General features: G+C 71.8%; 19 protein-coding genes. 6 read left to right on the plus strand and 13 right to left on the minus strand.

Annotated elements, in window-relative coordinates; genetic code table 11:
* Window positions 1–63 precede the first annotated feature (63 nt).
* The gene (locus ACYVKF_RS00715; RefSeq protein ID WP_460964112.1) at window positions 64–984 is read left to right on the plus strand and encodes a hypothetical protein; all 921 of its coding nucleotides are present in this window, start codon (window positions 64–66) and stop codon (window positions 982–984) included.
* A gap of 123 nt (window positions 985–1,107) precedes the next feature.
* The gene (locus ACYVKF_RS00720) at window positions 1,108–2,520 is read left to right on the plus strand and encodes a hypothetical protein (RefSeq protein ID WP_460964114.1); all 1,413 of its coding nucleotides are present in this window, start codon (window positions 1,108–1,110) and stop codon (window positions 2,518–2,520) included.
* A 53-nt stretch (window positions 2,521–2,573) separates the two neighbouring features.
* On the opposite strand, the gene ACYVKF_RS00725 is transcribed toward ACYVKF_RS00720, so the two are convergent.
* The 5 genes from ACYVKF_RS00725 to ACYVKF_RS00745 all read right to left on the minus strand — a co-directional run bounded on the left by ACYVKF_RS00725 (window position 2,574) and on the right by ACYVKF_RS00745 (window position 7,816).
* Entirely contained in the window at window positions 2,574–3,926 is a 1,353-nt protein-coding gene (locus ACYVKF_RS00725; RefSeq protein ID WP_460964116.1) for an MFS transporter, read from the minus strand.
* Window positions 3,927–3,998: 72 nt separating this feature from the next.
* On the minus strand, window positions 3,999–5,237 hold the full coding sequence (locus tag ACYVKF_RS00730; RefSeq protein WP_460964118.1) for a winged helix-turn-helix domain-containing protein: 1,239 nt from the start codon (window positions 5,235–5,237) through the stop codon (window positions 3,999–4,001).
* Between the two features lie 28 nt (window positions 5,238–5,265).
* Entirely contained in the window at window positions 5,266–5,970 is a 705-nt protein-coding gene (locus tag ACYVKF_RS00735; protein ID WP_460964120.1) for a response regulator, read from the minus strand.
* A 90-nt stretch (window positions 5,971–6,060) separates the two neighbouring features.
* Window positions 6,061–6,729, minus strand: a complete 669-nt coding sequence (gene hpf / locus ACYVKF_RS00740; RefSeq protein WP_056916926.1) for a ribosome hibernation-promoting factor, HPF/YfiA family — start codon at window positions 6,727–6,729, stop codon at window positions 6,061–6,063.
* A gap of 325 nt (window positions 6,730–7,054) precedes the next feature.
* A complete protein-coding gene (locus ACYVKF_RS00745) occupies window positions 7,055–7,816 on the minus strand; it encodes a ComF family protein (protein WP_460964122.1) in 762 nt (253 codons plus the stop codon).
* Between the two features lie 125 nt (window positions 7,817–7,941).
* Between ACYVKF_RS00745 and ACYVKF_RS00750 the strand changes: the two genes are divergently transcribed.
* Together ACYVKF_RS00750 and ACYVKF_RS00755 are read left to right on the plus strand one after the other, a co-directional pair.
* On the plus strand, window positions 7,942–9,561 hold the full coding sequence (locus ACYVKF_RS00750; RefSeq protein ID WP_056916924.1) for a sensor histidine kinase: 1,620 nt from the start codon (window positions 7,942–7,944) through the stop codon (window positions 9,559–9,561).
* Window positions 9,558–10,208 carry a response regulator transcription factor gene (locus tag ACYVKF_RS00755; RefSeq protein ID WP_056916923.1) on the plus strand — a complete coding sequence of 217 codons (651 nt, stop codon included), beginning with the start codon at window positions 9,558–9,560 and terminating at the stop codon, window positions 10,206–10,208. Before ACYVKF_RS00750 ends, ACYVKF_RS00755 begins: the two co-directional genes overlap by 4 nt.
* Window positions 10,209–10,324: 116 nt before the next feature.
* On the opposite strand, the gene ACYVKF_RS00760 is transcribed toward ACYVKF_RS00755, so the two are convergent.
* From ACYVKF_RS00760 to ACYVKF_RS00790, 7 genes are read right to left on the minus strand one after another with little or no spacing between them, the layout of a single operon-like run.
* A complete protein-coding gene (locus ACYVKF_RS00760) occupies window positions 10,325–11,239 on the minus strand; it encodes a type II secretion system F family protein (protein WP_460964125.1) in 915 nt (304 codons plus the stop codon).
* A 10-nt stretch (window positions 11,240–11,249) separates the two neighbouring features.
* Window positions 11,250–13,223 carry a VWA domain-containing protein gene (locus tag ACYVKF_RS00765; RefSeq protein WP_460964127.1) on the minus strand — a complete coding sequence of 658 codons (1,974 nt, stop codon included), beginning with the start codon at window positions 13,221–13,223 and terminating at the stop codon, window positions 11,250–11,252.
* A gap of 11 nt (window positions 13,224–13,234) precedes the next feature.
* Window positions 13,235–14,611: a CpaF family protein gene (locus ACYVKF_RS00770; protein WP_056916920.1), complete on the minus strand. Its 1,377-nt coding sequence runs from the start codon at window positions 14,609–14,611 to the stop codon at window positions 13,235–13,237.
* The gene (locus tag ACYVKF_RS00775) at window positions 14,611–15,813 is read right to left on the minus strand and encodes an AAA family ATPase (protein WP_056916919.1); all 1,203 of its coding nucleotides are present in this window, start codon (window positions 15,811–15,813) and stop codon (window positions 14,611–14,613) included. Before ACYVKF_RS00775 ends, ACYVKF_RS00770 begins: the two co-directional genes overlap by 1 nt.
* A gap of 9 nt (window positions 15,814–15,822) precedes the next feature.
* Window positions 15,823–16,596, minus strand: coding sequence for a Flp pilus assembly protein CpaB (gene cpaB, locus ACYVKF_RS00780; protein WP_056916918.1), 774 nt, complete (start codon window positions 16,594–16,596; stop codon window positions 15,823–15,825).
* A 49-nt stretch (window positions 16,597–16,645) separates the two neighbouring features.
* Complete coding sequence (locus tag ACYVKF_RS00785) at window positions 16,646–16,891, minus strand: Flp family type IVb pilin (protein WP_056916917.1); 246 nt, start codon at window positions 16,889–16,891, stop codon at window positions 16,646–16,648.
* 52 nt (window positions 16,892–16,943) lie between these two features.
* A complete protein-coding gene (locus ACYVKF_RS00790) occupies window positions 16,944–17,117 on the minus strand; it encodes a Flp family type IVb pilin (RefSeq protein ID WP_056916916.1) in 174 nt (57 codons plus the stop codon).
* 194 nt (window positions 17,118–17,311) lie between these two features.
* Here ACYVKF_RS00790 and ACYVKF_RS00795 point away from each other — a divergent pair, with 194 nt between their 5' ends.
* Together ACYVKF_RS00795 and ACYVKF_RS00800 are read left to right on the plus strand one after the other, a co-directional pair.
* Entirely contained in the window at window positions 17,312–18,781 is a 1,470-nt protein-coding gene (locus tag ACYVKF_RS00795; protein WP_460964131.1) for a hypothetical protein, read from the plus strand.
* A complete protein-coding gene (locus ACYVKF_RS00800) occupies window positions 18,778–20,181 on the plus strand; it encodes a hypothetical protein (protein WP_460964133.1) in 1,404 nt (467 codons plus the stop codon). The genes ACYVKF_RS00795 and ACYVKF_RS00800 overlap by 4 nt, the downstream gene beginning before the upstream one ends.
* Window positions 20,182–20,190: 9 nt before the next feature.
* Here the strand turns inward: ACYVKF_RS00800 and ACYVKF_RS00805 are convergent, their stop codons facing one another.
* Window positions 20,191–21,444 carry a hypothetical protein gene (locus tag ACYVKF_RS00805; protein ID WP_460964135.1) on the minus strand — a complete coding sequence of 418 codons (1,254 nt, stop codon included), beginning with the start codon at window positions 21,442–21,444 and terminating at the stop codon, window positions 20,191–20,193.
* Window positions 21,445–21,485: the final 41 nt, after the last annotated feature.

Here is a 21,485-nt window from a genome sequence, read left to right on the forward strand (position 1 = left end):
GCCACGGCAACGCCTGCCCGGACCAGGGCACACGGCCCCCATCGGCCGCACCGGGAGGGTGACGTGCCCGACTCGCACTCGTTCGCCACCCGGCCCTACGACCTGGTCAAGGAGTTCGTCGTCGCACTCGTCGCGGTGAGCCTCTTGACCGTCGGTCTGGCGGCGGTGTTCTCCTCCCCCGACGAGCCCGCGATCACCTTGTCCGGGTGGGCCAAGGCTGCTCCGGCCGACGTGGTGGCGACCGCCACCGCAGAGCTGGCCGGCACCAGCGTGAGCGCCACGTACGGTGCGCCGTACAACTCCGCCGCCGAGGGCCAGAAGGTCCTCGGGCTGCCGCTGCAGAAGTGGGGTGGCGTCCGGATCCCCGTCGACTCCGCGGACCTGGTCCTGGGCCCGCTCGCCACGCGGACCGACGCGGCCACGAAGGGGGCGGTGGCCGGGTGGCGGGCGGCCCCGGAGGCCACGCGCACCGCCTGGGCCACGGCATACGGGGAAGCGTTGGCCAAGGTCACCGACGGCGACCCTGCCGCGGTCGCGGCCGGCGACTACGGGACGGTTCCGGTCCTCGCCGCGTCGTTCCTCGACACGGCCCGCAGCGGGGGGCTGGAGGGCCAGCTGGTCTCGAACGGCACCTTCTACGGCGGTGACCAGACGCGGACCATCCTGCTCCTCAGCGACGGCGCCTACCTCGAGGACACCGCGCGCGCCCAGCAGCTGGGTGGCGACCAGTGGGGGATGATGAACGAGACGGGCAACTACCCCGGCCAGCCGTGGATGTGGCTCTACACCTTCTGGTACCAGGTGCCGCCGTTCTCGACGTCCGACAACGCCGATGCGCAGGTCTGGGCCCTGATGATGGTGCTGACCCTGGGGCTGATGTTCCTGCCCCTGGTCCCCGGCCTGCGTGACCTCCCGCGCCTCGTGCCCGTGCACCGGATCATCTGGCGCGACTACTACCGCACCCACCCACGCGCGAAGGGCTAGGCGCCCAGCCACCTCGCGAGAACGGTTCGAATGCTCGCGGGATCGCGCCGCGGGCCCTGTCCGGCGGGTACCTTCCACCACGGTGGCCACAGGGGTCACCCCGGACGGGGGGAGGCGGGCGACGTGAGCACGGTCCGCGACGGTGACCCGCCCAAGGGTTCGAACCGCGACCGCTGGCTGCCCCTCGTCCTGCTCGCGCTGGTCCCGTTCGTACTGCTGCGCCTGGGCCTGCACCCCGTCGGGGACCCCGACACCTTCTGGCACCTGCGGGCCGGCGACCACCTCTGGGGCACGTGGCAGTTCTCGGGCCCGGACCCGTTCTCCCGGTTCAGCACGCGGACGTGGGTGCTCCACGAGTGGCTCCCCGAGCTGGCCCTCGCCGCCGCGGCTGCGGTGGGCGGCCTTCCGGGGGTCGCCTGGCTCGCCTGTGCGCTGATCGCCCTCCTGTTCGTCACCGTGTATGCCGTGTGCCGCACCTGGGTTCCGGTGCTCCCGGCCGCGATCCTCGCCACCGCGGCGGTCTTCGGGTCCGCCGCGAGCCTGACGCCGCGCCCGCAGCTCGCCACGTTCCTCCTGCTCCCGGTCGTGGTGTGGGCCTGGCTGCGCACCGCCCAGGACCTCCGGGCGCGGTGGTGGCTGGTGCCGCTCAGCTGGGTGTGGGCCTGCTCCCACGGCCTGTGGGTGGCCGGGCTCGCCACCGGAGCCGCCGTCACGGCGGGCCTGCTGCTCGACCGGCGGGTGTCCGTGCGCGGAGCCGCCCGACTGGTCGCCGTCGTGGTCCTGTCGTTCGCTGCCGGCGCCGTCACCCCCGTGGGCCCCGAGCTCCTGCTGGCACCGTTCCGGGTGGGCGAGTCGACCAGCCTGATCAGCGAGTGGAACCCGCCGTCCCTGACGTCGCCTCCGGTCGCCGTGACCCTCGCCCTCGTCGCGGCCGTCGTCGTCCTGTGGGCCCGACGGACCCGACCGGTCCCGTGGACGCACGTGCTCCTGTTCGCGACCGCCGTCGGCTGGACCCTCCTCTACTCGCGGACGGTGGCGCTCGGGGCACTCACGGCGGCTCCTCTGCTCGCCACGCTGTGGCCCGCGCAGCGCGAGGACGTGCAGCCGTCACGGCGTGCCGAACTGGTCAGCCTCGGTGCCGCCGTCGTGGCCAGCCTGACCCTGGCCGGGCTGGTCCTGCCGTCCGTCGCGGCCCAGCCCCTGCAGCCCCATGGCCTCGACCAGCAGCTCGAGCGCCTCCCCCGCGGGACCGTCGTGTACGACGAGTACAGCCTGGGCGGGTGGCTGTTGTGGCGGCACCCGCAGCTGGCGCCGGTCATCGACCCGCGCGTGGAGGTCTTCGACCTCGCCTACGTCCAGCGGCACGTCGCGACGCTGGCCGCCGGACCGGGGTGGGACACGGCGATCGCCGACAGCGGAGCCACCTACGCCCTGGTCCCGGACGCCGCGCCGCTGTCGGCGGCGCTGCTCCGCAGCGGCGAGTGGACGGCGTTGGGCACCGACGCCGGGTACGTCCTGCTCGCCCGCAACGGCTGAGCCGAGCCGCTCGTCGGCCCTGACCACTCGCCGCTGACCGCACCCCGCACGCCTCAGGTCACCGAGGCGACCTCCGCCTGCTCGCCCTCGGTGTTCCAGGACCCGCGCTCGGGGGACCGCGAGATCGCCAGGCACGCCATCGCGGCGAAGAGGCACAGGCCGCCCGCCGTGAGCCACGCGGTGTAGTAGTCGCCCGTGCTCTGCCGCACCCACCCGGCATACGAGGCGGCGACGCCGGCCCCGACCATGTGCGAGGCGAACACCCACCCGAACACCATGCTCGACCGCTGCACGCCGAAGTGCCTGCGGCACAGCGCGATCGTGGGCGGCACCGTGGCCACCCAGTCGAGGCCGTAGAACACGATGAACACGAAGAGGCTGGGCGCGATGTCGGGCCCGAGCAGGGCGGGCACGAACAGCAGCGACAGCCCGCGCAGGCCGTAGTAGCCGAACAGGAGGAACCGCGGGTCCACCCGGTCGGTGAGCCAGCCCGAGGCGATGGTGCCCACGAGGTCGAAGACGCCGACCAGGGCCAGCAGTCCGGCGGCCGTGGTCTCGGGCATCCCGTGGTCGTGGGCCGCGGGGATGAAGTGGGTGCCGATCAGCCCGTTGGTGGACCAGCCGCAGATCCAGAACGTCCCGAACAGGATCCAGAACGTCCTCGAGCGCACGCTCTCGCGCAACGTGCGGATCGCCTGCGTCGCCGGCCCCACCTGCGTCCCGGTATGCCGCGTGGGCGCCTCGTCGAGCTCCTCACCCGGCGCCGCGCCGTACGGACGCAGGCCGAGGTCGGCAGGGCGGTCGCGCACGACCAGCAGGACCAGCGGCACGAGCAGGACCGCGGCGCCGGAGACGACCAGCGCCGCCCACCGCCACCCGGGGCCGGTCGCGAGCGCGGCGATCCCGGGGAGGAAGACGAGCTGTCCCGCCGCCCCGGCTGCGGAGAACACGCCGGTGACGAGGCCGCGACGGGACTCGACGAACCACCGGTTCGCGACGACCGAGCCCAGGACGAGCGCCATCGCCCCCGTGCCCACCCCGACCGCGACGCCCCACAGCAGCCACAGCTGCCAGGGCGCGGTCATGACGACGGTGAGGCCGCTGCCGACGGCGACCAGCAGGAGGGCGAGGGTGACCACCCGGCGGATGCCGAAGCGGTCCATCAGGGCGGCGGCGAAGGGCGCGGTGAGGCCGTAGATGACGAGGTTGGCGGTGACGGCGCCCGAGGTCGTCGCGCGCGACCAGCCGAACTCGGACTCGAGCGGCTCGAGCAGGGCCCCGGTGGAGGAGCGGAAGCCCGCGGCGGACACGAGGGCGGCCAGGACGACCGCGGTGACCCACCAGGCCCGGTGGACGCGGCGGGTGCGGGTGGGGGCCGGCGACCGGTCCGTGGCAGGAATCGTCACCGTCGCAGACTATGTGCCAGCCGCGTGGGCGACCAGCACGATCTCGTCAACCCTCGACGGGATCCCGCCAGCTCAGCCACCGACACCGACGACACCGCCGACGATGACTCCGCCGACGCTGACGGTGTCGAGGCCCAGCCACCGCGCCATCAGGCCCAGCTCCTCGGAGAGCGCCGGCCTCGCGGCTGCGGGGGCGCCCGGCTCCCAGTGCACCGACTGCACCCGCAGGACCCCGGCGGACCGGTCGGCCTTGAGGTCGCACCGGGCGACCAGCTCGTCGCCGAACAGGAAGGGCAGGACGTAGTAGCCGTGCACCCGCTCCGGGGCGGGGACGTAGATCTCCAGCCGGTAGTCGAAACCGAAGATCGCCGCCGTGCGGTCCCGCTGCCAGATGAGCGAGTCGAAGGGGCTGAGCAGCGCGCGGGCCTGCACGCGCCGGGGACGCCGCGCCTCGGGGTGGAGGTAGGCCGGGCGCTTCCACCCCTCGATGGCGGCGGGGACGAGCCGCCCCTCGGCGACGAGCGACACCAGGGCCGGACGGGCCTGCTCCGGCTTGAGCCGGAAGTAGTCGCGCAGGCACTGCTCGCTGCCGACCCCGTGGGCACGCGCCGCGATCATCATCAGCTCACGGAAGGCCTGCTCGTGGCTGGGTCGGCTGGAGGGGTCGACGGCGACCGACGCGACCTCGCGCGGCAGCACGCGTTCGAGCGAGGCGTAGCGGCGCTCGAACTGCGAGGTCCGCCCGGCCGAGGTGATCTCCCCCGCCCAGAAGAGGTGCTCCAGGGCGTTCTTGACCAGGGACCAGTTCCAGCCCCAGTGCTCGCGGTCGCGGGGCAGGTCGTGCTCGAGGGCGGCCTCCACCTGGCGCGACGTCAGCGGTCCCCCGGCGACGACCTCGGCCTTGACCGCAGCCACCAGCCCCGGGTGCTCCTGGGCCACCCGCTGCATCCCGCCCCACGCGTCGGCGTGCGCCCGTTGCATCCGGAAGTCGAGCAGGGGCCACGTCGTCGGCGGGATGAGGCTCGCCTCGTGCGCCCAGTACTCCACGAGCCGGCGCGGGGCACGGTCACGGGCCCGGTCGAGCAACGCCGTGTCGTAGTCGCCCAACCGGGAGAAGAACGGCAGGTACTGGCTGCGGGCGACGACGTTGACGCTGTCGATCTGCACGATCTGCACGCGGTCGACCACACGTTGCACGTGCCGCATCGTGGCCGTCCCCGGGTCGGGCCGGGGGTCGAGGAACCCTTGCGCCGCCAGGGCGATCCGCCTGGCCTGGGGCCGGGTGAGCCGCACCGGCTCGGGCAGGGTCACGCCAGCACCACCGAGGAGGAGCCCGCGCTCACTCGCCGGGTTCGAGCAGGTTCTCCCGCACGGCATACATCGCGGCTTCCATGCGCGAGTGCAGCTGGAGCTTCTCGAGGATGTTGCGGACGTGGTTCTTCACGGTGTTCTCGGAGATGAACAGCTGGTGCGCGATCTCCTTGTTGGCCAGTCCCCGGGCCACGAGGCGCAGCACCTCGAGCTCGCGGTCGGTCAGCCGTGGGGCGCCGACGGCGCTGGGACGCTCACCCTGGCGCCGGCTCATCTGGGCGAACTCGGCCAGCAGCTTGGACGCCATGGACGGGGAGATGAGCGAGTCACCGTGGTGGACCGCCCGGACCCCCTCGGCGATCTCCTCGCCCGGCACGTCCTTGAGGAGGTAGCCGTTGGCGCCGGCCTTGACCGCCTCGTAGAGGTCGGACTCCTCGTCGGACATGGTCAGCATGATGATCTTGGTGGACGGGACCAGGGCCTTGATCGTCTTGCAGGCCTCGATGCCCGAGGTGTGCGGCATCCGCACGTCCATGAGCACGACGTCGGGCAGCAGCTCGACGGTGCGGTCCACCGCTTCCTTGCCGTCGCCCGCCTCGCCCACGATGTCGATGTCGTCGTCCTGCGAGACGACCATCTGCAGGCCGCGGCGGTAGAGGACGTGGTCGTCCGCGATGACGACCCTGATGGGGTCGTGCACCACGGGTGTCACGTCGTCGAAACCGCTGCTCACGAGCACATCCTTGCACGACGCACGGACGGCGCCGAGCAACCTGGGAGTCCAGATTGTCCGGCGCCGTCCGCAGCGCTGGGATCGGGGTGGTCAGGAGACCTTCTGGACGGGCACCGGCGCGTCGCTGCCGTTGCTCGCGCCGGGCTCGGCGACGTCGAGGTGGATCACGCCGTAGGACCAGCCGCGGCGGCGGTAGACGACGCTCGGCTGGTCGGTGTCCTCGTCGTGGTAGAGGTAGAAGTCGTGCCCGACGAGCTCCATCTCGGCCACCGCCTGGTCGAGGGGCATCGGCACGGTGGCGTGGATCTTCTCGCGGATCTCCACGGGGCTGTTGCCCTGGGTGCCGAACCGGTCACCCTCCTCCTCCGGGTGCGCGTGGTCCTCGGAGGAGCCGGCCGACGGCTCCTGGATCCGCGCCGTCGCGGCGGACACCGACTCCGGGGCGTGGCGTCCCCGGTGGACGCGCTTGCGGTCGTGGGCGCGGCGCAACCGCTCCATGAGCTTGTCCATGGCCACGTCGAGGGCCGCGTACTTGTCGTCGAGGCAGGCTTCGGCCCGCACGACGGGGCCCTTCACGTGACAGGTGATCTCGACCCGCTCGCAGGACTTGGCCTGCCGCTTGTTGGGCTCGTGACTGACGACGACGTCGACGCGTTGCACGCGGGGGGCGAGCTGCGCGATCTTGGTCAGCTTCTCGTCGAGGTGGTCACGAAATCGGTCTGAGACCTGCATGTGGCGTCCAGTGACGACAATCTCCACGGTGTCCTCCAAAAGGTGTGGTGGAAGGTGAGAGTCGGGCGCGACAGCCCCGATCAACCGCGGCACCACCGCCCTGTCACCGAGGGGGGCGCGTGCGTGGACGAGCGGGTCCCGAGGGGACCGCTGATGGGCGGTCGGACGACCGCGCCGGTGAGCCTGACGAAGGTCGCCGTCGGCTGCGTGATCGGCTCCGCTCCCTGCGCCAGGGCGCCCGCCGGACCGTGTCCGCGGCGCCCTGTTCTCGTGTGCTGCACGGGGGCCAGGGGGGCCATGTACCGACGGTAGTCCACCGCCGACCGTTGCGACAGCGGGACTGCCAGAACGTTCACCGTGAGCTTCCTGGGGAACGGCTGGGAGGTCGCGAGCGGCGTTGCGTGGCGCAGATGGCGGCTGCGACCACCGGCCCAGCACCGGCTGCCCGCAGGGCACGTGCGGCCTCGGCGAGGGTGGCACCGGTGGTGAGGACGTCGTCCACGACCACGCAGGAGGCCCGGTCCAGCGGGGCGTGCCACGGCTCCCTCACGGCCATCGAGTGCTCCACGTTGAGGTGGCGGCCGACGGCGCCCAAGCCGGCCTGGTCGGCCACCCGTCGCCGCATGCGCAGCGCGTCGGCGACGACGGCCTCGTGCGGACCGAAACCCTCCACCGCTGCGCGCGCGAGCGCCTCGAGGGGCGCGTCACCACGTCGGCGCCGCGAGGCGGCCGACGACGGGACCGGCACGACGAGCACGGGGCCGTCCCCGGCGGCCAGAGCGCGGCGGACCTGCGGGTCCTGCCGGGCGGCGGCATCGACCGCCTCGGCCAGCAGCGCCGACAGCACGGGCGCCACGTCGCGCCGCCCGTCGTCCTTGTAGGCCGTCACGAGCGCGGCGAGCGCACCCTCGAACCGGCCCGAGGTCAGGACCGGGGGCAACCCGCCCGGTTCGGGGTCCGGTCTCGAGCGACGGGGTCCGTCCAGCCAGCGGCTCGCGTCGACCTGCGCCCGGCAGCCGAGGCAGAGCGCGGTGTCGGCGGCCCGGCAGACCGCGCAGGTCCGAGGGAGGGCCAGGGACGCCACCGCGGCGAGGGAGGAGAGCCCGGCGAACACCCCCCGATGGTCTCGACACGGTGTGTTCGTGCTCGTTCGCCCCACGTAACGCTGTGGAGCGGTCTAGTCTGAGGCACAACCTGTGGACAAATCGCCGGGATCCAGTATGAGAGGGGAGGCCGCGGATGCGTTGGGTGTCGGTCCTGTCCGTCAGCACGCGGTTGCGTCTGGGTCTCGCGATGCTCGCCGTGCTGTTCGCCGCCCTCGACGACGCGATCCTGACCGGCCTGCCGTGGATCCTGCTCATCATCACCCTGGACCTCGCCGCCTCGGGCTTCGAGTACCTCAGCTCCAGCGGCCGGGCCATCGGCCGGGTGCAGCTGATGGTGCTGTTCGGCGTCAATGCCGCGGCTGCCGGGATCGCGATGGGGTATGCCGGGCCGTGGTCCAAGGTGCTCATCCTCATCCCCGCGTACCACGCCGGAGCACGGTTCTCGCGGCGCGGCGCTCTCATGGTCTTCCTCGTCGGCCTCTTCGCCGGTGGCGGGACGGTGCTGCTGCTCGACCGCTACTCCGAGGGCGAGGCCCAGCGCATCCTGCTGGCCTCGGTCTTCTCCCTCGTCTTCGGCCTGCTCGGTGCCTGGTCGCACCGGATGCAGGAGGAGGAGGACGAGGCGGTCGTCGACCCCAACATCGCGGCGGAGGCCGGCCTGCTGCTGCGGCGCCTGCACGAGCTCGCCGAGACCCTCGACACCGGGTTCGACGCCCCCGCCTCGGCGGAGATGGCGCTGCAGGACCTGGCCACCCAGATGCGCGCAGCCCGCAGCGCGATCCTCGTGGGCTACGGCGACGACCCGGCGGTGCCGCTGGCCATCCGCGGCGCCGACCGCACACCGTGGCCGGACCCGATGGAGCCCAGCTCCGTGCTCTCCCGCACCTGGCGCGACGGGGTGCCGACCCTGTCGGAGTGGGCCGACGACCTCGTCGCACGCTCGGTGATCGTCGTGCCCCTGAACGACAACAACGGCGACCGGCTCGGACTGCTCGTGGCCGACCGCCCCCTGGTCACCCCTTTCACCGAGGACGACCTCGCCGCAGCCGGCGAGGTCGCGTCACGTCACGCGGCCAACATCGACCTCTCCGTGCTCTTCGCCGGGCTGCGCGAGCGCGCCGGGCTGGAGGAGCGCGAGCGCCTCGCCCGCGAGATGCACGACGGCATCGCCCAGGAGATGGTGGCGCTCGCGTTCGGCATCGACTCCCTGCGGCGCACCGCCCGCAACACCGACTCCCCGCTGGCCGACGACCTCGACGGGCTGCGCGTGGAGGTCTCCCGCGTGCTGGCCGACCTGCGCCTGCACATCGCCGACCTGCGGATCGCCGTGCGCCCCGACACCGGGCTCGGCGCCCTCATCGGCGCCCGGCTCCAGAACTTCGGCTCCACCTCCGGGGTGACCACCCGCATGCACCTCAGCGAGAACGGCTTCCGCCTCCCCGCCCACACCGAGGTGCTCATCTACCGCCTGTTCCTGCAGGTCCTCGCCGACGCACGCCACTCGCTCAACGCCGACACCGTCGAGGTCCGCCTCAACGTCGCTGCGCCGCGGGTGGAGCTGTGGGTCGCCCACAACGGCACGAGCTCGCTGGGCATCCGTGACTTCAGCCAGCACCCCCTCTCCTCCCTGGGGGGCGAGATCGTCGTCGAGCCGTATGCCGGTGACGGTGTCGCCATCCGCATGCGCATGCGAGCCCGCGGCGCCTCGCCGTCAGCCACGCTTTCCAACGAAAGGATCCCCCAGCCGTCATGACCATCAACGTCGTCGTGATCGACGATCACACCCTTGTCCGTGAGGCCGTGTGCCGCATGATCGACAGCGAGCCCGATCTCGCCGTCGTGGGCCAGGCCGGCGGCATCGCCGAGGGCCGCAACGTGCTGGCACAGAGCCTCATCCACGTGCTCGTCGTCGACGTGTCCATGCCCGACGGTTCGGGACTGGTGCTGGCGCGAGCAGCCCGGGAGGCCTCCCCCCGGCTGGGCATCGTCGTCCTCACCATGCACAACGACGACGAGACCCTGCTCGAGGCCCTCGACCTCGGTGCCTCGGCGCTGGTCCTGAAGTCGGCGCCGTCCGACGAGGTCATCGCCGCCGTGCGTCGCGCCGCCGTCGCGCCGGACGCCTTCATGGCGACCGGTCTCGCCGAGGCGCTGCGTCGCCGTGACTCCAGCGACAAGCCGAAGCTCACGCCCCGCGAGGCGGAGGTGCTCGACCGGCTCGTCGCCGGCGACTCCATCGCCGCCGTGGCCAAGCGCCTGTACATGAGCGAGTCGACCGTCAAGACGCACGTCTCGAAGGTCTACGAGAAGCTCGGCGCCCACAACCGTGCGTCGGCCGTCATGTCGGCCCTGCGACTGGGCCTGGTCCGCGCCGAGGCGGTCGGACAGACCCGCCGCTGAGCCGGTCGTCGAGGGGTCTGTCCGGCCCCCTCGACGACATCGACCCCGGACACAGTGAAACGGCCAGCCCCCTCGGGTCCTGGCCGTTTCACTGTGCTGGGGCTGAGCGACTGGGCTCAGAGGCCGCCACCGCTGAAGGTGTCGACGATGCGGATGGCACCGGGGCCGATGATGACGATGAACAGCGCCGGGAAGATGAACAGGAGCATCGGGAAGAGGATCTTCACCGGCACCTTCTGGGCCTTCTCCTCGGCCCGCTGGCGCCGGACGAGACGCATCTGGTTGGACTGCTCGCGCAGCACCGCACCGATGGGCAGGCCGAGGCGGTCCGCCTGAACCAGGGCGCTGACGAAGGTCTTCGCCTCCGTGACGCTGGTGCGCCTGGCGAGCGAGCTGAACGCCTCACCACGGGACTTGCCGATCTGGATCTCGGAGAGCACGCGGGCGAACTCCCCCGCGATCGGTCCGGTGGTGGACTTGGCCACCTGCATGAGCGCGGCGTCGAAGCCCTGACCGGCCTCGACACAGACGGTGAGCATGTCGAGGGCGTCCGCGAGGCCGAGCCGCAGCTCCTCCTGGCGCTTCTGGCCGGCGTTCATGAGCAGCAGGTCCGGCAGGAAGAACCCGAGGGCCGCGCCGATCACCGCGAAGAGCAGTCCGCGCACGCTCAGGCCGCCGAGGACGAACCCGATGAGGGCCAGCACGATCAGGGCCGCACCCTTGGCGCCCATGATGCGCTCGGCGGTCCAGGTGCCGGGGTTGCCGGCGAGGTCGAGGCGCTTGGTGAGGCCGTCTTGGGTGCCGTTGGGCGAGAGCTTCGCGGCGAGGGACCTGGTCCTGGCCAGGGCCGGCAGGACGATGCGGTCCATCAACGGCAGGTCGGACTTGCTGACCTCCTGGTGGTTGACGGACTTCTCGATCAGCTCGAGCGACCGGGCGACACCGGTCGTCTGACCGGCCCCTGCCGACAGGGCGACGACCAGCGTGACGAGCGCGCCGGCGATGGCGACGACTCCGACGATCAGCAGCATGCTTCCCATGTCAGACCTTCACATCCACGACTTTGTTCATCCAGAACATCCCGATCCCGAGGGAGACGACGCCGCCGGCCAGCATGACCAGGCCCAGGGGGCGCGTCCAGAGGAGCTCGACGTAGTCCCGGTTGGTCTGCATCGTGTAGAGGAAGATGCCGATCGGCAGCGCGATGAGGATGTATGCCGACAGCCGGCCTTCCGCGGACAGGGCCCGGACGTGCCGCCCGAGCTCCTCGCGCTCACGGAGCGTCTTCGCCGTGGTGCGCATCGTCTCGGCCAGGTTGCCACCGACCTCGCGCTGGATGCGGATGGCCATGGCGGTCCAGCGCATGTTGCCGCTGTCCATCCGGTCGGACATCCGCTCGAGGGACTCGGCGATGTCCGCGCCGATGCGCGTCTCGGCCAGGGCCCGGGAGAACTCCTTGGCCGACGGCTCGGCGGCGTCCTTCGCGACGGCGTCGAGGGCCTGGGGCAGGGAGAAGCCGGTCGACAGGCTGCTGGCGATGAGCGTGAGCACGTCGGGCAGCTGGTGGTCGAACTTGTTCGCCCGGCGCTTGGCCAGGAAGCGCAGCACGAACGCGGGGGCGAACCACCCGAGCAGGAACCCGATCAGGATGGCGACCAGGGTCATGCCGAGCCCGCCGCGCAGCAACAGGGTGGAGACGGCGATGCCGACGAACAGGCTGACGATCCGCATCACCCACCACTCACCGGCACGCAGCGGCAGGTCGGCGCGCTCGATCAGGGCCATCGTCTTGCTGGTGGAGTCGCGGCCCTCCATGATCTTGTCGCCGAGGAAGACCAGGCTCTCCGACACCGCCGCCTGGCGGTTCTTCGGGGCCTTGGCGGGCCTGCTGCCATGGGCGACGTACTGGTCGATGCTGTCGACGCGGGTCTGGCGGCCGGACTTCATGGTGCCGCTGGACAGGGCGACGCCGATGGCGATGATCCCGAGGAACACGGCACCGAGGCCGATGCCCAGCATCGGCGACACCCCGAGGATCGGCAGCGTGCTCTGGGTCCCGGCGGCCTTGATGACGTCCTCGGTGGGCCCGACGATCGGGTCGGTGGACGCCGCAGGCGGGGTGGTCGCCGCCGAGACGCCGTCACCGAAGTCGACCAGCGCGGAGGTGCTGAAGGCCTTGCCTGCCGCGAGACCGGAGATCTTGATGTCCTGCACCGCGGTGACCCCGGGCGGCAGCGGCATGGAGAAGGTCAGCTGGGACGCGAGGGTCTTGGCCGCGGTCGTGAAGGCGCTGGCGACCGCCCCCGCGTTGGCGGCCGAGACGACCGACCCACCGCTGGCGGAGGCGAAGCCCTTGAGGACCGAGACGTTGCCCTCGGTGGACTTGAAGGACACGGCCTCGGCGCGGACCTTGGCACTCTTCAGCGCGGTGACCGCCTGAGCCTGCGTCGCCTTGCTGGCGGTGTCGCCACCGTCGGAGAGCACGAGGATGCTGCGCTCCCCCTTGGCGCCCAGCGTCTTCACGGCGAGCGTCACACCGTCGTAGAGGGCGGTCTCACCGTCGGACTTGAGGTCGTTGACGGCGGACTGCACCTTGCCCTGGTCGGCGGTGGGTGCCAGCTTGACGACGGCCTTGCCGGAGAACGAGACGAGTCCGACCCGGACGTCGTCCGGGACGCTCTTGAGGAAGGCGGCGACGGCGGAACGCACGGTTGCCATGCCGGCCTCGCCCATCGACCCGCTCGTGTCGACCACCAGCACGGTCGAGCGCGCCACCGGCGTGCCCTGGCCCGAGGTGATCGCGTCGACGGGGTAGTCCTTGCCCGACACGGTGACCTTCAGGCCCGGGTCGATGGAGGCACCGCCGCCTGCGGAGATGAGGCCGATGAGGTTGCCGTTCTTCGCCTCGATGCCGGTGATGTTCACCACCGGGGCGGAGGCGGCCCCCGCGGAGGCCGTGCCCGTGAGCAGGGCGGCAGAGGTGAGGGCCAGGACGGCACCCCACCTGCGCGGCATACGAACGAGCATCAAATCCCCCGGACGAAGATGTCTGCAGCGAGCTCGATGCCCTGGTCCTGGAGCTCGGCGGCGAACTTGGGACGCAGTCCGGTGCTCTTGAGGGTGCCCTTGAAGCGGCCCTGCTCGTCGCGCCCGGCGCTGTAGTCGAAGGTGAACAGGTCCTGCATGGTGATGACGTCGCTCTCCATGCCGACGACCTCGCTGATCGCCGTCACGCGACGGGAACCGTCCTTGAGGCGGGCCTGCTGGATGACCATGTCCACGGCACCGGCGACCTGCTCGCGGATGGCGCGCACCGGCAGGTCGACACCGGCCATGAGGACCATGGTCTCCAGACGGGAGAGGCTGTCACGTGGGGTGTTGGCGTGGACGGTGGTGAGCGAGCCGTCGTGGCCGGTGTTCATGGCCTGGAGCATGTCGAGGGCGGCGCCGTCGCGGCACTCACCGACGACGATGCGGTCGGGCCGCATACGCAGCGAGTTCTTGACCAGCTCGCGGATGGGGATCGAGCCCCGTCCCTCGATGTTGGCCGGGCGGGACTCCAGGCGCAGGACGTGGTCCTGGTGGAGCTGGAGCTCGGCGGCGTCCTCGATGGTGACGATGCGCTCGTCGTCGGGGATGAACGACGAGACCACGTTGAGCAGCGTCGTCTTGCCCGAACCGGTACCACCGGAGATGACGATGTTGCGGCGGCCGCGGACACAGGCGGACAGGAAGTCGCGCACCTGCGGCGTGAACGTGCCGAAGGCGATGAGGTCCTTGTCGGTGAACGGGTCGGTCGCGAACTTTCGGATGGTGAGCAGCGAACCGTCGAGGGCGATCGGCGGGATCACCGCGTTGACGCGGGAGCCGTCGGGGAGGCGGGCGTCCACGAGCGGGCTGGCCTCGTCGACACGACGTCCGACGCGACCCACGATCTTGTCGATGGTGCGGCGCAGGTGGGCGTCGGAGCTGAACCGCGCCTCGACGGGGTAGAGCTTGCCGGCGCGCTCGACGTAGATGGAGTCCGGGCCGTTCACCATGATCTCGGAGATCTCCGAGTCACGCAGCAGGGGCTCGAGGGGGCCGTGGCCGAGGATCTCGTCCGCGACCTCCTGGGAGATCCGGGTGCGGTCCGCGAGGGACAGCGGGGTCTCCTCGTGGTCGATGACCTCCTGCAGCGTGTGCCGCACCTTGGTCTCGAGCTCGGACTGGTCCAGGTGCGGGTCGTACAGCTGCGGCCCGAGGGAGTCCAGCAGCGCCTGGTGGACGCTGGCCTTGACCGTGGAGAAGGGGTCGACGACACGCTGGCGCTCCTGCGCGGCCGCCGTGGCGGTCGCGCCGGTCTCGCCGGACGCGGCCTGCTGGCCCCGTCGGACGTTCTCGAGCCGTTCGGCGAGGCTCATCACTTACCTCCGCGAGAGAACGACCAGCGGCCGGAACGGCCACCCTGGCCGTCGGTGGACTTGCCGCTCGCGTCGGTCGACGAAGCAGGTTCGGGGGCGCGCAGGAAACGCTCCGCGAGGTCGCGCAGGGCGACGCTCACCGGGTGCTTCGGCTCGTCCAGGATGATCGGCACGCCGCGGTTGACCGAAGCCGGCACGGCCGCGCTGTTGGGCACCATGACCGCGATGTCCTGCTTGAGCGCCGCGACCACGTCCTCGGCGCGCAGGCCGACCTTGGCGTCGGAACGGTTGAGGACGATGAGGCGGGTGTCCTTGTCGTTGCCGAGCAGGTCCAGCGTGTCCAGGGTGAGCCGGAGGTTCTTGACGGCCGGGATGTCGAGGGTGGCGATCAGGACGAGGACGTCGCTGTCGTCGAACGCCGCCAGCACGTGGGACGTGAAGGCCGGCGGGGTGTCGAGCAGGACGTAGTCGTAGTGCCGCTTCGCGACGCGGATCAGCTCCGCGACGATCGAACCGGGGATCCGGTCAGCGTCGCTGGGCTCCGAGGGGGCGCTGACGGTGTCGAGGCCGCTCTCGTGCCGGGTGACGACGGACTTGATGGCCTGCTCGTCGATGTGGCCGGCCATGCTCACCAAGTCGATGATCGAGTTCTGGGGCAGCATCTGCAGGCTGATCCCGACGTCACCGAAGGCGAGGTCGAGGTCGATGAGCAGGACCTTGGAGCCGGTGGAGGCCAGGTAGGTGGAGAGGTTGGTCGCGAACGTCGTCTTGCCCACGCCACCCTTGGCGGAGAACACCGTGACCACGCGCGCCGACCGGGTCCCCGCGCTGCTGTCGACCGTGTGGCCGGAGACGCGGCTGGTCAGCTCGCGGCTGCGGCGGGCCGCGTCGGCGAGCCCGGTGAGGTCGTCAGCCGTGACGACCTCGCGCACGCCGGAGCGCAGCGCCTGTCCGAGGACGTTGACGTCCAGACGCCGGCGCAGCAGCAGGACACCCACCTCGGGTCGCTCGACCCGGGCGAACTCCGTGAACTGGCAGGCACTCTCCATGTCGACCTCGGGGCCGATCAGGACGAGCTGCTCCTGGGGTGCGTCCTCGAGGGCTCGCACCATGGCGGCTTGCGTGTCGACCCGGGTGACCTGACCGACAGCGAAGTCGTAGCGATCCGTGGCCGAGGGGTCCGCGTCCCACAACAGGGTCATAGCGTGCTCCTACTTGGAGAAGAGTGATGCTTCGGAAACAACCTTGCCGAGGTCGATCTTCGCATCAGTTCCGCGCAGGGCGGCGTAGAGCGTGCCGGTCTGGATGCCGTGCACCAGCCGGGTTGCGTCGGCCGGGGTGACGGCGACGGTCATGAGGGCGCCGAGGACCGGGGCCGGAGCGGCGTCCTGGCCGTCGGCCGGAGCGGCGGCGGGGGTGAGCGACGCCTGGCCCATGGCGATGATGAGCACGTCGTCGAGGAGCACGCGGGTGCTCTGCCCCGTCGCGGCGGCCTGGGTCCCGCTGTTGCCGGAACCCGTGGCGGCCGGGGAGTAGGTGTCGTAGAGGACGACCTTGGACCCGGGGGTGAGGAACGTGCCCACCCGCGCCGGGTCGGAGAGCTGCACCGACACGGCGACCATGCCGGCGGGGACCGTGATGGCCTTCTCCCCCACGGGCTTGACACCGAAGCGGTCCGACAGCACGTACTCGCCGGGCTGGATGTCGGTGGTGGCGTAGAGGCCGCCGTTGCTGCCGTCGACGCCGGCGAGCGCGCCGACCGGCACACCGGCCGCGGCGACGGAGGTCTTGATGATGAGCCCGTTCTGGACCGCGTCCTTGAGGGTGGTCCCCGACGGGACGAGCGACTTCACGACGTAGACGCTCGTGGGCTGCTGGGCAGCCACCGCACGTGCATCCGCTCCGCGCGCATAGAGAAGGACCGCCGTGACGCCCACCAGGGCGACAAGAGCGGCGGCGAAGATGGCGACGAGTCTGCGTCCCATGGTGAGTTCTGTCCTCGTGGTTGTCGTGCTGAGCTGGCGATGGAGCGCCTCAGAGCGCGCTGCTCGGGACGTTGAAGAGCTGGATCAGGTTCTGTCCGAACAGGGTGACCGCGGCGATGATCACCACGGCGATGAACGTGACCATCAGCGCGTACTCGACGGAGGTGGCTCCGCGGTCGCCCCGGTGTGCACCGGGGCGACCACGGTCCAGCTCGCCGACGAAGGAAGTGGAGCGCGCGAGAATCGTCCAACCGGCGCCGCGCACGGCGTTCCGGGATGTGGAGCGAGCGTTCACCAAGTCCTCCTTGGTCCGCGGGCTGAGTGCGCCCGTCGGTCCTGGTAGTTCGTCAGACGCTGGAAGCAGCCTTGTTGAACAGGCCGGAGAGGTTGTTGCCGAGGAGGACCACGGCCGCGATGATGACGATCGCGATGAGGGCGACCATGAGGCCGTACTCCACCGCGGTGGCGCCCTCCTCGCGGTTGGCGAAGCGGGTCTGGATCTTGGCGACGAACTTGAGCATGGGTTGTGTCCTTTCGAGACCTACGGGCCGGGGCGGGCGCCCCTGCAGGCAAAAGATTGTCAGCAGACACGAACAGCGGTAATCGGCTGTCACGTCACTACCCCGTGGGCCCTTCGAGGAATGGGCATCAACCGTTCGGTTGATGCGGTGAGTCACTTCACCGAACCAGCACGCGTGCGTCGAGAATGGCTGGCATGCCCGACTCCGCCACCTTCGCGCTGCGACGGCGGTGGGGTCCGTGGGCGCAGGGTGCGGTGCTGGCACTCCTCCCCCTGCTCACGGTGCGCTCGGTCGCGGACCCGAGCCCGTGGCTCCACCTGAAGGTCGGCGAGTTCCTCCGGGACGGTGGGCGGTTCGGGTCGCCGGACCCCTGGGCTCCGTTCGCCGCGCACCGCTACGTACCGACCCAGTGGCTGCCGTCCGTCGTGGTGGCGCAGGGGTACGACCTGTTCGGGCTGCCGGCCGTCCTGTGGGCCCGCGGGGTGGCCGTGGTGGCCCTCGTGGTGGCCCTGCTGTGGCTCACCCGGACGGTGAGCCGCCCGGAGGTCGCGGTCCCAGTGACGGTGGCCGCTGTGGCCGCTGCGTGGGGAGGGCTCGCCGAGCGCCCGCAGCTCGCGGGGTTCGTGCTGCTCGTCCTGGCGATCGGCGCCTGGTGGCGCACGGGGGTCGACCACCGGGCCCGCTGGTGGCTGGTCCCCCTCACCTGGGTCAGCGCCTGCACGCACGGCGTGTGGGTGCTGGGCCTCGTCGTCGGCGGCCTGGTCGTCCTGGGGCTGGGCGTGGACCGTGCCGTGCCGGCACGCACGTGGGGCCGGCTCGTCGCCGTCCTCGTCGTGTCCTTCCTGGCCGCGGGGCTCACGCCGATCGGCCCGCGCCTGCTGCTGACCCCCTTCCAGGTGGGCTCGAACGGGCGCGAGTTCGTGTCCGAGTGGTTCCCCTCCTCCGTGCACAGCCCCGACGTGATGCTCGCCCTGGCCATGCTGGCCCTCGCGTATGCCGCGTGGCTGCGGCTGCGCGAACGTCCCGCCACGTGGCAGCTCCTGCCCTTCCTCGCTGCCATCGGGTTCATCCTGACGATGCAGCGCACCGTCGCCGTCGGCGCGTTCCTCGCCGCTCCCCTGCTGGCCGGCCAGGTCGAGCGCTTGCTCGCCGCCCGCGCCCGCGCCCGGGAGGTCCGGGCCGGCTCGGGCCACGGCTCGCCCGCGGCACCGAGGCCCGACCGCACCTCCTTCGCCCTGCGGCGTCGCGAGCTCGGGTGCTGGGCCGCTGGGCTGGTGCTCGCCTGCCTGGTCGCGATCCCCCCCGCGGACAGCCGGGCCGGCACGGTCCACGCGGTCCCCACCGCCCTCCAGCAGCAGCTGCGAGTGCTGCCCCCGCACACCCGCCTCGTGGCTGACGGGGACGTCACGGGCTGGGTGCTCTTCACCGCACCGCAGGTCGAGCCGGTGTTCGACCTGCGCATCGAGTCCTACGACGCGGCCTACGTGAAGCGCTACATCGCGGCCATGGAGGCCGCTCCCGGGTGGGAGCAGTTCGTCGCCGACGGCAGCACCCGGGCCGCGTTGCTTCCCGCGTCCTCCCCCCTGGCCCTGGCGCTCGTGGAGCAGCTCGGGTGGTCGGTCGTCGGCCGCGGCGACGGCTACCAGCTCCTGGAGGCGTCGTGAGCCGGATCTCGACGAGGCTGGGCCAGGTCGCCTTCGTCGGCGGGCTCCTCGTGGCCATCGCCTGGGGCACCTCCCCGTTCAGCGAGGTCGACACCTGGTGGCACCTGCGCGAGGGCGACCACATCCTGAAGACCTGGTCGCTGGTCGGCACCGACCCGTGGGCGTCCTTCGCCGACCGCCCCTACGTCGCCACCCAGTGGCTGCCCGAGGCGGTGGCGGCCTGGACCGTGAACGGCGTGGGCGCCTGGGGTGTCGTGTGGCTGCGAGCCGTGGCCGTCATCGCCCTGTACCTCACCCTCTACGTGCTCTGCCGGCAGGTCGCCGGCCGGCTGCCCGCGAGCCTCGCCGCCGTGGTGGCGCTCCTCGGCGCCGGGGCCAGCCTCAACCCCCGGCCCCAGCTCGTGAGCTTCGTCCTCTTCGCCGTGGTCTACCTCGCCTGGTGGCGCACCCTGCACGACCGGCGGCTGCGGTGGTGGCTCGTGCCGGTCTTCTGGCTGTGGGGGTGCTGCCACCCGCTGTGGATGTTCGGGCTCCTCCTCGGGGTCGTCCTGTCCGTCTTCCTCGCCCTCCGGCCGGCCGGGGAGCGACCGGGGCGTCGTGGCCTGCTCCTGCTGAACCTCGCCTGCGCCGCCGTCCTGGCCGTCACCCCGCTGGGCCCACGGCTGCTCACCGTGCCGTTCGACGTGGCGGGCAACGCGGCGTGGATCGCCGAGGAGTGGCGGGCCACTCCCCTCAACAACGTGTTCGCCTACGCCACGCTCGGGATGCTCCTGGTCACCGCGGTCCTGTGGATCCGTCGACCGCAGGCCCGGCCGCCGTGGGAGTACGGGGTCCTGGTCCTCGCCCTGGCCATGGCCCTGTGGATGTGGCGGCTCGTGCCGCTGGCATGCGTCCTCGCGGCGCCCCTGTTCGCCGAGGCCCTGCAAGGAGCCCTGGGGCGCCCCGCCGAGCGTCGCGGCAGGACGGAGTGGCCCGCGGTCGTGGCCGCCGGTGTCGTGGCCGTGCTGTTCGCCGCCGGCACCGCGGCCGGACCCAAGGGTTCGGTCGCCCAGACCTACCCCGGGCGGCTCGACGCGGTCTCCGCACGCCTCGACGGCCTCCCCGCCGGCACGGTGGTGCTCAACGACTTCGCGGTCAGCGGCTGGCTGCTCTGGGCGCACCCCGACCTGCGTCCGGTCGTCGACCTCCGGGTGGAGATCTACTCGGCCGACTACCTGCACCGCTACATCCGTGCCGAGAAGGTCCGCCCCGGGTGGGAGGACTACGTCCGCAGCACGGGCGCCGGCATGGCCCTGGTGCAGGCCACGTCGCCGCTCGGCGACGCCCTGCAGGGGCGGGCCGGCTGGACCGTGGTCACCAGGGAGGGCGACTTCGTCCTGCTCAAGGCGCCCGGGTCCTGACCGCCCGGCTCAGGGCATGATGAAGTCGCGCGTCACCACGAAGGACTGGCTCATCCACCAGACCTGGAGGCCGAGGCTGACGAGGCAGACCACCGCCAGGCTCGCGACGTGGTGCGGCCGGACCCGGCCGGTCAGCGGCCGCAGGACGAAGAGCATCGGCAGGGGCAGGCACAGGAGCAGGTAGCGCAGGATGCCGGTGTGGATCTCGGTCACCCCGAAGATGTAGAGCGGGTAGCACCACAGCCACGTCGACAGCTCGATCCCCAGGCCGGCGATCCGCGGGGTGCGGCTCACGAGCACGAGCACGAGGATGATCCCCGCCAGCACCACGGGGCCACCGATCCCGAACTCCGCGCCGAGTCGGGAGAACCAGCCGAGCTTGGACAGCATCCCCGGCCGTGTGGTGGCTCCCGTCTGCTCTCCGACGGCCAGCCCCACGACGAAGGCCCAGAGGAACGCGCCGGCCGCGCTCGCGAGGCCGAGGGCCGCCATACCGGACCACTCCCGTCGGGACGGACGGGAGTCGGCGGGTCCGCGGAAGCGTGACCAGGCATGGGCCGCCACCACCACGGCGAGCGGCGCGGTGATGACCCTGGTCAGGGCGAGGGCGACGACGGCGACCAGGGCCCACCAGTAGCGGCGGCGGTGGACGAGCAGCAGCACTGCGCACAGGAGCGCCAGGGCGAGCGACTCGCTGTAGGCCACCTGGAAGAGCAGTGCGGTCGGGGCGAAGCAGGTGAGCGCGACGAGGCTCGTTGCAGCGAACGCCCCGGCGGTGCGGTCCACGAGGCGGTACAGCAACGTCATGCCCACGGCTCCGGCGACGAGGTTGACGAGGGTGACGGCGACCGGGAAGGGCACGCCGGTGGTCTCGAGGAGCACGCGCACGGTCATCGGGAACCCTGGCGGGAACGCCCACGACCACAGGACGTCCGCGGTGTTCGTCGCCCCGGGCGCCGGCAGGTGGTACCCCTGCGTGGCGAGGAACTGGTACCACTGGCCGTCCCAGTTCGAGACGAGCTCGAGGTAGCCCGGGTCCGCCGGGGTGGCGTGGTCGACGGCCGCGAGCCGCTGCAGCGCCGGGTCGGGGAGGGCGATCTGGCGGTGCCCGGCGACGGCCAGGACGATGCCGTCGACGATCCTGGAGACGAGGAAGACGAGCACCGGCACCCAGGTGGCACGGGTCGGCCGCCACCGGGAGCGCACGACGGGCGCCGCCGGCTCGAGACGAGCCGCCGGGGTCGCGGTGCTGGCCGTGGTCATGTCACCTCTCCGGTGGGTCGCTGCACAGGCGCGCGTCACGC

The sequence above is a fragment of the Pedococcus soli genome, from assembly GCF_054782575.1.